12 protein-coding genes are annotated in these 14,219 nt (G+C 57.6%); 7 read left to right on the forward strand and 5 right to left on the reverse strand.

Translation table 11 applies throughout. From position 1 onward, the window contains the following. Positions 1-567, reverse strand: a 567-nt coding sequence (locus VEZ52_RS03640) for a DUF554 family protein (protein ID WP_324835576.1), incomplete at its 3' end; no start/stop codon positions are given. A gap of 255 nt (positions 568-822) precedes the next feature. Here VEZ52_RS03640 and VEZ52_RS03645 point away from each other — a divergent pair. From VEZ52_RS03645 to VEZ52_RS03665, 5 genes are all read left to right on the forward strand, one after another. Next, on the forward strand, positions 823-1,134 hold the full coding sequence (locus VEZ52_RS03645; RefSeq protein WP_324835577.1) for a hypothetical protein: 312 nt from the start codon (positions 823-825) through the stop codon (positions 1,132-1,134). A 30-nt stretch (positions 1,135-1,164) separates the two neighbouring features. After that, the gene (locus VEZ52_RS03650; protein ID WP_324835578.1) at positions 1,165-1,890 is read left to right on the forward strand and encodes a sulfite exporter TauE/SafE family protein; all 726 of its coding nucleotides are present in this window, start codon (positions 1,165-1,167) and stop codon (positions 1,888-1,890) included. A gap of 153 nt (positions 1,891-2,043) precedes the next feature. Continuing rightward, positions 2,044-3,351 (forward strand): nickel-dependent lactate racemase, encoded by a 1,308-nt coding sequence (larA, locus tag VEZ52_RS03655; RefSeq protein WP_324835579.1) that lies wholly within the window; start codon positions 2,044-2,046, stop codon positions 3,349-3,351. Between the two features lie 236 nt (positions 3,352-3,587). Continuing rightward, positions 3,588-4,565, forward strand: a complete 978-nt coding sequence (locus tag VEZ52_RS03660) for a lipoate--protein ligase (RefSeq protein WP_324835580.1) — start codon at positions 3,588-3,590, stop codon at positions 4,563-4,565. A 350-nt stretch (positions 4,566-4,915) separates the two neighbouring features. Then, positions 4,916-5,359 carry a MarR family transcriptional regulator gene (locus VEZ52_RS03665; protein ID WP_324835581.1) on the forward strand — a complete coding sequence of 148 codons (444 nt, stop codon included), beginning with the start codon at positions 4,916-4,918 and terminating at the stop codon, positions 5,357-5,359. 75 nt (positions 5,360-5,434) lie between these two features. Here VEZ52_RS03665 and VEZ52_RS03670 read toward each other — a convergent pair whose 3' ends face one another. The 4 genes from VEZ52_RS03670 to hpsG all read right to left on the reverse strand — a co-directional run bounded on the left by VEZ52_RS03670 (position 5,435) and on the right by hpsG (position 11,290). After that, the gene (locus VEZ52_RS03670; protein ID WP_324835582.1) at positions 5,435-6,361 is read right to left on the reverse strand and encodes a DMT family transporter; all 927 of its coding nucleotides are present in this window, start codon (positions 6,359-6,361) and stop codon (positions 5,435-5,437) included. Beyond that, a complete protein-coding gene (locus VEZ52_RS03675; RefSeq protein WP_240823413.1) occupies positions 6,361-7,761 on the reverse strand; it encodes a sigma-54 interaction domain-containing protein in 1,401 nt (466 codons plus the stop codon). Before VEZ52_RS03675 ends, VEZ52_RS03670 begins: the two co-directional genes overlap by 1 nt. A gap of 26 nt (positions 7,762-7,787) precedes the next feature. Beyond that, positions 7,788-8,729: a (2S)-3-sulfopropanediol dehydratase activating enzyme gene (gene hpsH / locus VEZ52_RS03680; RefSeq protein ID WP_324835583.1), complete on the reverse strand. Its 942-nt coding sequence runs from the start codon at positions 8,727-8,729 to the stop codon at positions 7,788-7,790. Between the two features lie 65 nt (positions 8,730-8,794). Further along, positions 8,795-11,290, reverse strand: a complete 2,496-nt coding sequence (gene hpsG / locus VEZ52_RS03685) for a (2S)-3-sulfopropanediol dehydratase (RefSeq protein ID WP_324835584.1) — start codon at positions 11,288-11,290, stop codon at positions 8,795-8,797. Positions 11,291-11,997: 707 nt separating this feature from the next. On the opposite strand from hpsG, the gene VEZ52_RS03690 reads away from it, so the two are divergent. Beyond that, complete coding sequence (locus VEZ52_RS03690) at positions 11,998-12,831, forward strand: amidohydrolase family protein (protein ID WP_324835585.1); 834 nt, start codon at positions 11,998-12,000, stop codon at positions 12,829-12,831. Positions 12,832-12,841: 10 nt separating this feature from the next. Further along, complete coding sequence (locus tag VEZ52_RS03695; protein WP_324835586.1) at positions 12,842-14,218, forward strand: MFS transporter; 1,377 nt, start codon at positions 12,842-12,844, stop codon at positions 14,216-14,218. The last annotated feature ends 1 nt before the right edge of the window (position 14,219 follow it).

Below are 14,219 nucleotides of genomic sequence, written 5' to 3' on the forward strand. Positions count from 1 at the left end.
GGCGGTAAAGTCGTTGAGCATGGCCGGGGTCATGAACGGGGCAATGGTGGTGGCCCCCATGTAGATGAGCGCCAGAATAATAAACTGCGGCACGGCGATAAGGCTTACGGAAAAGCCCATGAAGGAGCCGAAAACCACGCCGGTAAACATGTCCAGCGCGGCCTTGGTCAGCAGGATGTCGGGCTTGCCGGTGAGGCCTTCATGAAAGGCCCCCAAAAAGCCCATGCTGCCAAAGCAGAATGCCGCCACTAAGGTTATGACCATCAGGGAAAAGTTTTCGTCGCCCATGCGCTTGCTCTTAAGCAGGCCAAAAATGGCCCGCAGGAACTTTTGCAGCAGGGCCTCAGCATACATGATTTCGCCCACCATGGTGCCGAGAATGAGCGAAATCGTCACGGCGGGCAGTGCTGCGGCCTTACCCACAAGGGTTGCGCCCAGACACAGGGTTATGACGCCAAAGATGGAAGGCAGCGCTTTTTTAAGCCGTTCAGGAAAAACATCGGCAAAAATAACGCCGATGATGCCGCCGATGAATAGTCCGCCACTGTTCACAATGGGCCCGATCATATGCGTACTCCGCGTGCTGGCATAGAAATCGTTCTGAAAGGCGGACAGGAAAGATGGATCTGTAGGCCGGGTGAATCGATGTGGTGATGCCAAGTTTGTCGCCCCGAAAACCACAGGGCGCGCGGGCGCGGGGCTGCCAGCGTGCCGGAAGCGTCATCAATAGAATGTTCTGATGTGCGGTTTGGGTAACACAAGGCATTTAGGTTGACAATAATCCCCCGGCTGGGGTGAAAATCAGAAACAGAAGGGGTAAACATGATTGTCAGAACATGGCACGGTTGCGTGCCGGAGGCTATGGGCGACGCCTTTGCCGAGCATTTGCGCAAAACAGGTGAAGACCACGCCAAAAGCGTTGACGGCAATCTGGGCGTTGCGGTCAAGCGCATGGCTTTTCGCGGCTGGGAGCATTTTTTCTTTGCCACATGGTGGGATTCGCTGGAGGCCATAAAGGCCTTTGCGGGCGAAAATTACCAGCTTGCGGTGCACTATCCCGATGACGAACGCTTTGAGCTGGTGGCAGACCCCTACGTGTTCCACCACGAGGTAGATCAGCTTACGCCCCTGTAAACGCAATTCTGCGCGCAGTATGGAGACGCCGTGATATACGCGCTCATTGGTCTATGCGGCATTGTGGCGGGGGCCGTCAGCGGGGTGGTGGGCACCGGATCGTCCATAATCCTGCTGCCGGTGCTGAGTCTGGCTTTTGGCCCCAAGGCCGCCATCCCCATCATGGCTGTTGCCTCCATTGCGGGCAATGCCTCGCGGGTGGTGGCCTGGCGGCGGCAGATAAGCCTCAGGGCCTTTGTCTGTTATTCGGTAACTGCCGTGCCTGCGGCGGTTTTGGGTGTGCGGACGCTCTGGATCATGCCTGCGGAAATTTCCAATTTGTGCATCGGCCTGTTCTTTTTTGCGCTCATCGGCCTGCGCCGGGCCAGCAGAACGCGCAGCATGCGCCTTGGCCCCCGGCAGATGGCCCTGGCGGGCGGCCTTGTGGGGTATCTGACCGGGGTGGTGTATTCAACCGGCCCGTTGACCATTCCCATCTTTGCCGGTTTTGGCCTCGCCAAGGGCGCGCTGCTTGCCACCGAGGCGGCGGCGTCCATTGCCGTGTACCTTGCCAAGGCTCTGGCCTTCGGGGCCGTGGGCGGACTGCCCCTGCCAGTGCTCTGCAATGGTCTTGTGGTTGGGGCGGCGCTGGCTGCTGGCACGTTTCTGGGCAAGCGTTTTGTGCTTGGCATGTCTGAAGCGACCTTCCGCCTGCTTATTGATGCCATGCTTGCCTGCGCGGGCCTTGTGATGACTGGCAGCGCGCTGCTGGAGTAGAGCTGAATCGGCGCGGAAACGGAATTTGCGCCCTCTTCACAAAAGCCTGCATGAGGCATAACAGACCCTGAGAGAACTGGCGCGGCGGCAGAATTGTAGAGAGCAAGGCCCGGCGCCGTATATGCGGAACAGCAACAAACAGGGATCAGACTCATGGCACAGCATTACATGAAATACGGCGACAGGGAATTTTCTGTGGAGCTTGGCAACGGCCTCATAGCGGCGGAGCTGCATTCCAACGCGGTTGCGCTGCCCGCAAAGAGCGCGCTGGAGCATATTAACGAAGCTCTGGATAATCCCATTGGTTCGCCCCGGCTTGAGGAACTGCTCAAACCCGGTCAGACGGTGTGTATTGTCGTGCCAGATTCCACGCGCCTGTGGCAGTCGCCCAATGTTTATGTCCCTGCTGTGGTGGTCCGTCTGAACAAATGCGGCATCCGCGATGCGGACATCCGTATCCTCACGGCCACAGGCACGCACCGTCCCATGACGCGCGAGGAGCATATCGCCATTGTTTCCGAGGATATTTACAACCGTATTCAGGTTATTGACCACAAGTGCCGGGATGCGGCGGATATGGTCAAGGCGGGCGTGACCAGCAACGGCACAGAGGTGTGGTTTAACCGCTTTGCCATGGAGTGCGACCATATCATCCTGACCGGCGGCGTGGTGTACCACTTTCTGGCCGGGTACGGCGGCGGCCCCAAGTATCTGCTGCCCGGCATCGCCAGCTACGAGACCATCCAGCGGCATCACAATCTGGCCCTGAACAAGGGCTTCGGCAGCGGCACCAATGCGGCGGTGCGCAGCGCCAATATGGAAACCAGCAATATTTTTCACGCCGATCTTGAAGAGGCCGCCCTGCTGGCCAAGCCCAGCTTTTTGCTCAACGTGGTGGTGGACGACAATTACAACATAATCAAGGCCGTGGCTGGCGACATGGTGCAGGCCCACCGCGAGGCCTGCGCGCTGGTTGACGCCATCGACGGCGTCAACGTGGGCGAACGCACGCCCCTGGTCATCGCCAGCGCGGGCGGCGCGCCCAAGGACATCAATTTTTACCAGACCATCAAGACCCTGGCCAACGCCCTTGCGGTGGTGAGCGAGGGCGGCACCATCATCATTCTGTCAGCCTGCACAGAGGGCTTTGGCAGCCCGGATACCCAGCACCAGATCTGCGATTTTGACAATATGGACGCGCGCGAAAAAGACCTGCGCGAGAATTTTTCCATAGGCAGCTATGTGGGCTTTCTGTTTGCGGAGTCGGCGGAAAAGCACAACCTCATCATGGTCAGCTCCATGAATGCCGCAGACTTTGCCAAAACAAAAATCCACATCACCACAACGCTGGATGAAGCCCTTGCGCTGGCAAAAAAGCTGAACGGCGGCAGAGACCTGCGGGCAACCCTGCTGCCCCACGGAGCCAATACCCTGCCCAAGCTCCACGCGGGCAAAAACTAGAGCATGTAACGTTTGAAATACTCACTTAGGGCAAGCAAAACCAGCCCTAATGTTTTGCGTGGTCTGATAGACTGATCACAGCGCATCGGGCGTGAAGACGATTGGATTGTCTTCACGCCCGATGTTTTTGTAAAAGCAACACCGCCCCTCATGCCTGTGCACGCGGGCATCGGCGAATGGCTTGGACAAATGTAGAAAATGCGATATGTCCCAGCTATGTGCTTCATGGGGGGGGTATGCGCTTTATCTATAATTTTTGTACAGACGCTTCGTTCAATCTGGCGGCAGAGGAATGGCTGCTGCGCAATAGCGAAACCGACATCTTTATGCTCTGGCGTAATGCGGCTTCTGTTATTGTGGGGCGAAACCAGAACTCCCACTCCGAAATCAACGCCGATTATGTGCAGCAGCATGCCATCCCCGTTGTGCGCAGGCTTACCGGCGGGGGTGCGGTTTTTCATGATCTGGGGAATATCAATTTTACCTTCATCAGCCTGAACAACCATTCGGGGCTGCTGGACTTCAAGCGCTTTGCCACGCCCATCACCGAAGCGCTCAATGCCCTTGGCGTTCCCTGTGAATTCAATGGCCGTAACGACATGGTCGTTGGGGAAAGCAAGATATCCGGCAACGCGCAGCACATGCACCGCGACCGCCTGCTGCACCACGGCACCCTGCTGTATTCTGCCAACCTGGATTCTGTCTGCGCCGCCCTCAAGCCCAGCCCCGCAAAATACATTGATAAATCTGTCAAAAGCGTGCGCGGGCGCGTGGGCAATATTGTGGATTTTTTGCCCCAGCCCTTGCCCATTGAGGAATTCATAAACTACCTCATGCGCTTTGTGGCCGGGGAGGATTCTACAAGGCAGACTGCCTTGAGCGCGGAAGAAATAAGCGCCATCGAGGCTCTGGCAGAAGAACGTTACCGTTCCTGGTACTGGAATTTTGGCTATTCACCCAACTACGCCTTTGAGCGCAGCACAAAGACCCCTGGCGGCGTGCTTGACGTACACATGGATGTGCGTGACGGCATAATCGCCGATATACGTCTGTTCGGCGACTATTTTGGCGTTCGGGATGTGACGGAACTTGAAGACATGCTCTGCGGGTGCAGGCACGAACGTGAGGCTCTGGAACGTCGGCTGGCTCTGGTGCACATTGACGCATTCATTCAGGGCATTGGCGATCGCATGTTTCTGGACTGTCTTTTTTAGCCAGCGAACAGCGGGTAAAAGGTTCAACCTTTTGCTCGCAGCTCTGTTTTTATGTTTAATTGATTTATATATATTTATTTACTTTATTTTTCGGGATTTTCCCCATATTTTCTGTTTGCCCATATGCGCTCCAGCAGCGTGTTGCAGGTCTGCTTGGCAGGGTGATCCTCTGCGCGTGGTCTGATTCTGCGGGCTGATGCGCTCTTTTGAAAATTTTCCTGACTTGCGCGAGACGTTTGGATGTGGCAATGCTTAACATCTGGTGCCAAAAACAACTTGGCGTTGGCACCATGCAGACGGCAAGCAAGTATCAACTACAAGCTGGCAACGCACACAATGGGGGCATTACAATGAGCGCTTCTACCAGAGACCTTGTTGGTATAATCATCAATCGCACCTCCCGCACATGGCGTACCAAGCTTGACGAGCGTCTTTCCCATCTGGGGCTGACCCAGGCGCGCTGGCTGGTGCTCATGCACCTGTCGCGGATGGACGGCAAGGCCCTGCAAAAGGACCTGGCCGTTTCTGTGGGAGTGGAAGGCCCCACCCTGGTGCGGGTGCTGGACGGCCTTGAACGCATGGGCCTTGTGGAACGTGTGGGCGTGGAGGGCGACAGGCGCGCCAGACGCATTTGTCTGACCCCCAAGGCTGACAGCGTCATCAACGATATTCTGAACATTGGCACAAAACTGCGGGCTGAAGCCCTGACGGGCATATCCGATGCAGATCTTGAAGTTTTTTACCGTGTAATGGAAGTCATCCTGGCCAATTTGCTGGCCCCATCTGCAAAGTAGCGATTTGCGCGTCTTTGCGGCGGAGTTTTTTTATCTCCGGCCAATGGGGATGGCGCAGGCGTCATGCTGGTTTGCTCAGGGCCTGCGCAACAGATGGGGCAGGGCCGTTGCGCAGAAAATGCCGCCCAGAATGGCAAGGGCGCTCACCAGCAGACGCAGCCCCAGAGTTTCATCCATAAGCATGGCGCCGCCAAGGGCGGTGATGAGCGGTACGCTCAACTGCACCACCGCTGCTGAAGGTACAGTGAGCCAGCGCAAAACCGCATACCAGAGCACATAGCCAAGGGCGGATGCCAGCGCCCCGGCTGCCAGGGCGCAGACAACGCCTGCCCATGGCCATGCGGCAGGCATTCCCGCATGGTCAAAGGCCATGGCCCATGCCAGCAGTGCTAGAGCTAGTGGGACGCAGCGGATAAAATTGCCAGCCGTGGCCGCAGCGGCATTGTCGCCCCCCCTGCCATAGATCGTGTAGGCCGCCCAGCACAGGCCAGAGCCGAAAATGACCGTAGCCGCCCCTGCTGGCGGCGCATCAAGCCCCGGAAGCAGCAGATAGACAAGCCCTGCCATGGCAAGCCCTATGCCCAGGCTCTGGGCCTTGCCGGGATGTTGCCCCAGCCGCAGCCCGGCTACAAGCATACCAGCCTGCACGGCCACGGCTATGACCAGCGCGCCCGCCGCAGCGGAAATCCGTACATAAGCCCAGGAAAAGCAGGCCATATAGCCAAACAGGGCCAGCGCCGCGCCCCAGCTGCCAGCACGCAGCGGTTTGCCGCCGCGCCGCATCTGGAGCAGCCAGAGCATGGCAGCGGCAGAAATGGCCCTCAGGGCCGTATATACAGAGGGATTCAGGGGATGAGCGTTTTGCCCTTCGGCCAGAGCAAAGCGGCAGAGCAGGGAGTTGGCGGCAAAGAGGACCATGACCAAGGTCGTCAAAACCGCCACCACCAAGGGGGAGGCATGCGTTTTGACTGTCGCGTTGCCAGGCCAGCCGTCCACACGCATCAGTCAATCCGCCGTGCGCCCTGCAACTTGCGGAACACCGTACTGCGGTTGATCTGGAACAGTTCCGCCACGCGCTGCACAGAGCCGTGCACTTCAATGGCCTTGAGCAGAAAATCCCGCTCCATTTCGGCCATGATGTCGCGCAGGGGGCGGCGGGCGGCGAGGATATCCTCGCTATAGCACGAGGCTTCGCGAGGTGCGCCGGATATCTGCGGCGGCAGGTCGCGCGGGGAAATCAGCGGCCCGCTGAGCGTGATGACCAGACTGTGCACAAGGTTTTGCAGCTCGCGCACGTTGCCGGGCCAGGAGTAGGCCGTCATGATGTCCAGGGTCACGTCCATAAAGGCCATGGCCTTGTGGTATTTGGCCGTGTACTGGGCAAGGTAGTGTTCTGCCAGGGGGCGCACGTCTTCCTGCCTTTCGCGCAGGGGAGGAATGCGCACCGTGGCCACATTGAGTCGGTAGTACAGGTCGCGGCGGAAGGTTCCTGCCTCCACGCTTTCGGCCAGATCGCGGTTGGTGGCGGCAATGATACGCACGTCCACCTTGCGCGGGCTGGAAGCGCCCACACGCATGATTTCTCCGTCCTGGAGCACGCGCAAGAGCCGCGTCTGCATGGAAAGCGGCAATTCGCCCACTTCGTCCAGAAAAATCGTGCTGCCATCGGCAATTTCAAAATACCCGGCCTTGCCCTTGTTGGAAGCACCCGTAAACGCCCCCGGCATGTAGCCGAACAGTTCGGATTCCGTGAGTGATTCTGAAATGCCGCCGCAGTCGACCTTGAGCAGGATTTTATCGTTGCGGGCCGACTGGGAGTGGGTGTAGCGGGCAAATACGTCCTTGCCCGCGCCGGTTTCGCCCAGAATGAGCACGGTCGCGTCCGTGTCCGCAAAGCGGCGCAGCAGGGAAACCACATCGCCCATGGCCCGGCTGGCATACACAGGCTCGCGCGATTTTGCCGCGCCCTGCGCAATGTAGGCCAACTGATCGTTGATCTGGTCAATAAGCTTGCACTGCCCGGCCACCTGATCCTGTAATTGCGCCAACAGGGTGACATCGCGCGCAAATGTGACCACAAGACACAGGTCACCCTTGGCGTCAAAAACGGGAAAGCCCGTAAGCACGAGCTTTTTGCCGTTTTTGAGCTGCTGCACATGGGTGGTGGGCCTGCCCGTGCGCACTATTTCCGGGTTCAGAATGCAGTCAAACGTGCCTTCCTGTACCAGATCGCGCACATTTTTGCCGCGTATCTGTTCCTGGGTCAGCCCGGTCAGCTGCTCGTACATGCGGTTAACCTGCAGGCTGGTGCCAGCGGCGTCACTTATAAAGACGCCTTCAGGCAGGGCATCGAGGATGCGCTCCACATGTTTTGATAGAAGCTCGGAAGATCTGCATGCCATAGGTCAATTGGGGGGGTAAGTGGTTATCAGTGCGGTACGCGGAGCCGATCGCCCAGGATGGCCTGCGCCACAGCCTGAAGCCTGTTCATGTGCTCTGTTTCCAGCTTTACGTCACCCATGGGCACGGGTCTGTCGAGAAACTGGTATTTTTGCGTACCAAGGCGATGGTAGGGCAGCATTTCGTATTCCACCCGCTCAAAAGGCTTGAGGAATCCGGCAATGGCGGCAATGGCCTCTTCGCTGTCGTTAAAGCCGGGGATAACCGGCGTGCGTGCCAGTATGGGCAGAGCAGGAAATTCTTCTGCAAGAATGCGGAAGTTTTCGAGGATATGCCTGTTGGGCAGGCCTGTCTGCGCTTCATGCACGGCGCTGTCCATATGTTTGATGTCAAACAGCACGTAATTGAGGAATGGCGCGGCCTCGCGGATGGTCTCTGGCGAAACCATGCCGCAGGTTTCAACGGCGGTCTTGATGCGCCGGGTGCGCGCCTCGCGCAGCAGGGCCACAGCAAATTCACCCTGCAACAGGGGTTCGCCGCCCGAAAGGGTCAGGCCTCCGCCAGAGCGGGCGTAGAAGGCCATGTCCTGCTCAACCACTTGCAGCACATCATCCACTGTACGCTTTTTGCCGTAAACCAGCAAACCCTGGGCGGGGCATGCCGCAGCGCAGGGCATATGGCATTCGGTGCAGTGGCTGCGGTTTATGTTCAGCTTGTCGTCTTCGCCAAGCGTTATGGAACCGTGCGGACAGGCCACAATGCAGTGCCCGCACTTGGAAACCCCCAGGCAGCGGCCCGCGTTAAAGGCCAGCTCCGGTTCGCGTTGCTGCGATTCGGGGTTGCTGCACCAGCGGCAGGAAAGGGCGCAGCCCTTGAGAAAGACAATGGTTCTTATGCCGGGGCCGTCATGAACCGAATACTTCTGTACGTTAAAAACCATGCCTTGCCGTTGGCTGTCATCCAGACACATAAGACCATCCTTTTATAAAAAACGGGCGCGGCCGAACCTTTCGGCCAGTCGCGCCCGTGGATTTGTTACATCGCGTCGTGTTCAGTACGGGCAATCAGGTCGTTCTGCAGGTCGGGCGACAGGTCCACAAAGTAGGCGCTGTACCCGGCAATGCGCACGATGAGGCTGCGGTACTTCTGCGGGTCTTTCTGCGCGGCCACCAGGGTCTGCTTGTTCACCACGTTGAACTGCACATGCCAGAGCTTGAGGTCGCAGAAGGTGCGGATAAAGGACACCAGCTTTTCGGTACCCTGTTCGCCTTCCACGCACTTGGGCGTGAACTTGATGTTCAGCATGCGGGCGGCGCGGTCGCGCATGCCCATGTTCTTGGTCTGGTAGTTGGAGAGCAGCACGGCGGTGGGGCCGTTGACGTCCGCACCGTGCGAGGCCGAGGAGCCGTCGGAAAGCGGGAAGCCGTCGGTACGGCCGTTGGGCGTGGCGGAAACGACCTTGCCGAAGGGCACGTGCGAGGTAAAGGGCACGTAGCGCACATCGTTGTGGATGCCCAGTTCCTTCATGGAGTACTTGCCGCCGTATTCCACGGAAATCCTGTCGATTTCGCGGCCAATGGCGTCGGCATATTCATCGTTGTTGCCGTAGCAGGGGGCGGAACGCAGCAGGGCGCGCACGTCGTCGTAGCCTTCAAAGTTGGCGTCGATGGCGGCCAGCAGCTTGTCCATGGTCAGCTTCTTTTCTTCAAACACAAGCTTTTTCACGGCGGCCAGCGAGTCCACAACAGTGCCAAGGCCCATGTATTCGAAGTAGCCCAGGTTGATGCCTTCAGGAATCTGTTCCTGATGCAGGTCAATGCAGTGCTTCATGCACAGGTCGTGCATGGCCGAACCCATGGGCTGGGCAAAGTGCTGGGCGCGCAGCTTGTTGATGATGTACTGCTGGGTAAAAGCCGTTTTGAGGAACAGCAGGTGCTGCTGCACATAGGCGTTCCAGAATTCGTCCCAGGTCTTGAAGTTGCGCGGGTCGCCGGTTTCTGCGCCCAGCAGCTGGTCGCCAAACTTCTTCATGCGGCCATTACGCAGCACCATTTCCACGGCAGCGGCAAAGTTGATGTACGCGCCGCCCGAGGTATAGGTGTCGCGGTTGGGCATGCGGGCTTCGGTGCAGCCGGAAACCGCGTAGTCCAGGGCTTCTTCAAAGGTTGCGCCCTTGGAAACGTAGAGGGGCACGATTTCTTCGTCATTGATAAGCTTGGGGAAGCCGGAGCCGTACTTGATGGTTTCGGCCACGTCCCACAGGTAACGTTCGGGCGCGCGGGAATGGATGCGGGCCGCGAGGTCGGGGTAGTGCAGCGGGAATTCGCGCTTGGACTTAAGGATCAGGTAGGTCAGCGCGTTGCTGGCGTCGCGTCCGTCGGTGGTCTGGCCGCCAACGGTCACGGCTTCCCAGTGGGCATAACCTTCGTTGAAAGCTCCGCCAGTGGGCGAAATGTACATGTCGATGAATTCGGCCATGCCCACCCACATGCATTCCAGCAATTCCATGGCCTGGGCGTCGTTGAGCTTACCCTCGGCGCGGTCTTTGGCGTAGAAGGGGAAGAAGTACTGGTCCATGCGGCCATTGGAAATGGTGGTGCCGGTCTTCTGCTCGATGCGCGAGAACATCTGGGTGAACCACTGGCTCTGGCAGGCTTCCCAGAAGTCGCGGGCGGGTTCGCCGGGCACGTGGTCGGCATTGTCGGCCATGCGCAGCAGTTCGGCCTTGCGGGTGGGGTTGGTTTCCTTGGCTGCCATCTCGCGGGCGAGCACGGCGTGGCGCTTGGCCCACAGCACGATGGCATCGCACACGATGACAACGGCTTCAAGGAAGGGGCGCTTTTCGCAGGCGTCCTTGCAGCTCAGGGGATCAAGGGCGTCCAGCTTTTCCTGGGCTTCTTTCTTGATGCTGTTGAAACCGCGTTTCAGGATCTTTTCAAAATCGTGCACCCACTGGATGGACGAGCGGAAGGACGAGGTTTCATTGACGATAAAGCGCGAGATGAGCCCCATGGGGTCATCATAGGTCAGCTTGTGCACTTCGGCGGGCAGAGCTGCGTTGAGGGCTTCATGGTAGGTCTTGCCCTTCCAGTACGGCGCAATTTCTTCAATAACGCGTTTGGCGTCTTCAGGTGTGATCGTGGCGGGCGAGGTCTTGCGGGTGGGCAGATCGCGCACGGCGATATCGAGAAAGTCGCCGTCCAGTTCGGGGTACAGGATGCCGTAACGGCCATCGCAACCGGCGCGGCCAAGCAGCAGCTGGTCTTCCTGCACATAGACAGTCATGTTTTTCGCAATATGCATGAGGGCCTTGGCCCAACGCAGCACCAGGGGCTGACCGTCTGTTTCCTGCATGGACTGGGTGAAGTACAGCGCGCGTTCGATGTCGATGCGCGGCTTCTGGCCTTCAAAGCGCTCCAGCAGCTTGAAAACGCGGGTGTGGGTTGTGCGGAATTTGTCTTCCCGGCCCTCGATCTTGTCGTACAAACGCTGTTCCTGGGGGGAGCGGCATTCGCAAGTGGTGGTGCTCATCACGATACTCCTGAAATATGAATATGTGGCGCGCGGGACAATGACAGCCGCCGCGCGGAGAACGCCGAAAGGTTGTGGCAATCCTCGTTTGCTTTCCCCTGTGCATGCGGCATGCCATAATATTTAACAATATGAAATTTTTAAATATTTTGAAATTTTTTTCCCGGCTACGTTTGCGAGTGCGGTTTTTAACAAGCCATAGTCGCAAATTTGCACCAGTCAGGAGGGCTTGGCGTTAATAAGGGCATTTATTGCGACGCAAACTTGCGACACAGCGTTTTGGAAGAACTATCCAGCTAGGGGTAACGTGACAAAAAGCAACATGATTTTATTTTCACAAGCGACCTTTTCAGCCCGTGGGAGAACGATTCCTGCTTGATGCAAATTTGCGACGCGGCTCTAAAACATACTAAAAAAATATGATATAAATAAAAATATTATGCTGATTTTATTGAATTTTGCGTGATGAATTGCTGATAATCAGACTTTGTGATCTGGCACACATCGTGCAAAACGAAAAATATCACAAGCCGCGTGGGTTGGAGGCGACCTGAACGGCTTAGAAATAGCAACGCCTGGAGAAGAGAGATGGGAAACCTTTTTGTTTCCTGCGCGGGAAGCCTGGTAGGGCAACCCGCGTGGATCTGGCAGACGCACTTGCCGCCAGCGCCGCATAACCCCCCAAGCGGGTTCAGGAGAACCGCATTATGAACGTTATTGACTTTCGCTTTCGCCCAAACACGCCAGAAATCATTAACGGCATCAAGAACAGCGCCATGTTCAAGGCGGCCTGCAAAGCCATTGGCTTTGACGCCCGCAAGCCCCAGCCTCTTGACGAGATTGTGGCAGATCTGAACAATCTTGGCGTGGAGCTTGGGGTCATAACCGGTCGTGACTGCGAAACCACTTACGGGTTTCCGGCCAACAACAACAGCGTGCTGGAGTTTTGCAGGGCTTATCCTGACAAGTTTGTGGGGTTCTGGGGCATTGATCCGCACAAAAAAATGGATGCGGTGCGCGAAATTGAGCGCGTGGTTGCCGATTACGGCATGAAGGGTATTGCCATTGACCCTTACCTTGCGCACATACCCGCTTCCGAGGCCAGGTTTTATCCGCTGTACACCAAGTGCTGCGAGCTGAATATTCCTGTGTTCATCACCATGGCTCCGCCGCCGCAGGTGCCGGGGGCCATTCTGGAATACGCAGACCCGCGCGATGTGGACAAGGTCGCCAGAGATTTTCCCGAGCTGACGCTCATCATGAGCCACGGCGGGTACCCCTTTGTAAACGAGGCCATCTACACCTGCCTGCGCAACGCCAATGTGTATATGGATATTTCGGAATACGAGCGCGCGCCCATGGTTGACGTGTACGTGCGCGCCATGAACGACCTCATCCCCGACAAAATACTTTTTGCCAGCGCCCATCCCTTTGTGGAGCTGGCTGATGCTCTTGATGCCTACAAGCACTTTGATCTTACTGAAGAAGCCCGCCGCAAGGTCATGTATGAAAACGCCCGCCGCGTGCTGGGCCTGTCATAGGAGAAAACACATGAGCAACGCTGTTGATAAAGCAACTGCCCAGGCAAACCTGCGCCGCGTAGTTATTTCTTCCCTGATGGGCGCGGTCATCGAATGGTATGACTTTTTCCTCTACGGCGTAGTCGCCGGGCTTGTGTTCAACAAACTGTTTTTCCCGTCCTTTTCGTCGGGCGTCGGTACCATCCTGGCATTTGCGACCTTTGCCGTGGGCTTTGTGGCCCGGCCCCTTGGCGGTTTTATCTTCGGGCATTTTGGCGACAAGATCGGCCGCAAAAAGATGCTCATTCTCACCCTTGAAATCATGGGCGTGGCCACAGTGCTTATTGGCTGCATTCCATCCTATGACAGCATCGGCATCTGGGCGCCCATTCTGCTGGTTACCTGCCGTATTGCCCAGGGCATTGGCCTTGGCGGCGAGTGGGGCGGTGCGGTGCTTATGGCCTTTGAATCGGCCCCTGCCCACAAGCGTGCGTTTTACGGCAGCCTGCCCCAGGTGGGTCTTTCCCTTGGTCTCATGCTGGCATCCGGCGTGATCGGCGTGCTTTCCTGGCTGCTGCCCGACGAAGCCTTTATCGCCTGGGGCTGGCGCGTGGCCTTTGTGCTGAGCGCCGTACTGGTGCTTGTTGGCGCGTACATCCGTACCTCCGTGCAGGAAACGCAGGACTTTTCCAGCGCCAAAAAGCATGTGGAAAAAATCCGCTACCCCATGATTGACGCCTTCAAACGTTACCCCAAGACCCTGATGGCCTGCGTGGGCGCGCGTTTTGTGGAAGGTATCGCTTTCAACGTATTTGGCGTGTTCTCCCTGACCTACCTTACAAATACCTGCGGCGTTAACCGTACCGTGGCCCTTATGGCCGTGGTGGTGGCATCTGCCGTCATGGCCTGCTTTATCCCCATGTGGGGCGCAATGGCTGACCGCGTGGGCAAAGGCCGCATTTTCGGCACGGCCGCACTGCTGCTGGGCATCACCTCCTTCCCCGTGTTCTGGGTGCTGCACAACTACGCCACCACCAACCTGTTCTTTGTGTATCTTGCCATCATCGTTCCCTTCGGTATCGTCTACGCTGCCGCTTACGCCAGCATGGCGAGCCTGTTCTCCGACAGCTTTGACGCCACGGTACGCTATTCAAGCATTTCCTTCGTGTACCAGTTCTCGGGCATCTTCGCCTCGGGCCTGACGCCCATGATCGCCACCATGCTGGTACAGGCCAATGGCTCGCAGCCCTGGTATCTGTGCGGTTATCTGCTTGCGGCCGGTGTTATCAGCACCATATCCACCATCTGGCTGGGCACCATACGTGAGCGTAACGACCTGTACCACACTGCGCCTGCCGGCAGCGCGGAAGAGCCCTCTGAATCTGCCGTGACCGACGCGGCTGTGTAAC

The organism is Desulfovibrio sp. (assembly GCF_035644575.1).
Classification (GTDB): Bacteria; Desulfobacterota; Desulfovibrionia; order Desulfovibrionales; family Desulfovibrionaceae; genus Desulfovibrio.

Bases quoted from the DNA above. Each gene is read 5' to 3' on its own strand.
- VEZ52_RS03645 (WP_324835577.1), top strand. From the start codon at position 823: ATGATTGTCAGAACATGGCACGGTTGCGTGCCGGAGGCTATGGGCGAC.
- larA (WP_324835579.1), top strand. From the start codon at position 2,044: ATGGCACAGCATTACATGAAATACGGCGACAGGGAATTTTCTGTGGAG.
- VEZ52_RS03660 (WP_324835580.1), top strand. From the start codon at position 3,588: ATGCGCTTTATCTATAATTTTTGTACAGACGCTTCGTTCAATCTGGCG.
- VEZ52_RS03665 (WP_324835581.1), top strand. From the start codon at position 4,916: ATGAGCGCTTCTACCAGAGACCTTGTTGGTATAATCATCAATCGCACC.
- VEZ52_RS03670 (WP_324835582.1), bottom strand. From the start codon at position 6,361: ATGCGTGTGGACGGCTGGCCTGGCAACGCGACAGTCAAAACGCATGCC.
- VEZ52_RS03675 (WP_240823413.1), bottom strand. From the start codon at position 7,761: ATGGCATGCAGATCTTCCGAGCTTCTATCAAAACATGTGGAGCGCATC.
- hpsH (WP_324835583.1), bottom strand. From the start codon at position 8,729: ATGTGTCTGGATGACAGCCAACGGCAAGGCATGGTTTTTAACGTACAG.
- hpsG (WP_324835584.1), bottom strand. From the start codon at position 11,290: ATGAGCACCACCACTTGCGAATGCCGCTCCCCCCAGGAACAGCGTTTG.
- VEZ52_RS03690 (WP_324835585.1), top strand. From the start codon at position 11,998: ATGAACGTTATTGACTTTCGCTTTCGCCCAAACACGCCAGAAATCATT.
- VEZ52_RS03695 (WP_324835586.1), top strand. From the start codon at position 12,842: ATGAGCAACGCTGTTGATAAAGCAACTGCCCAGGCAAACCTGCGCCGC.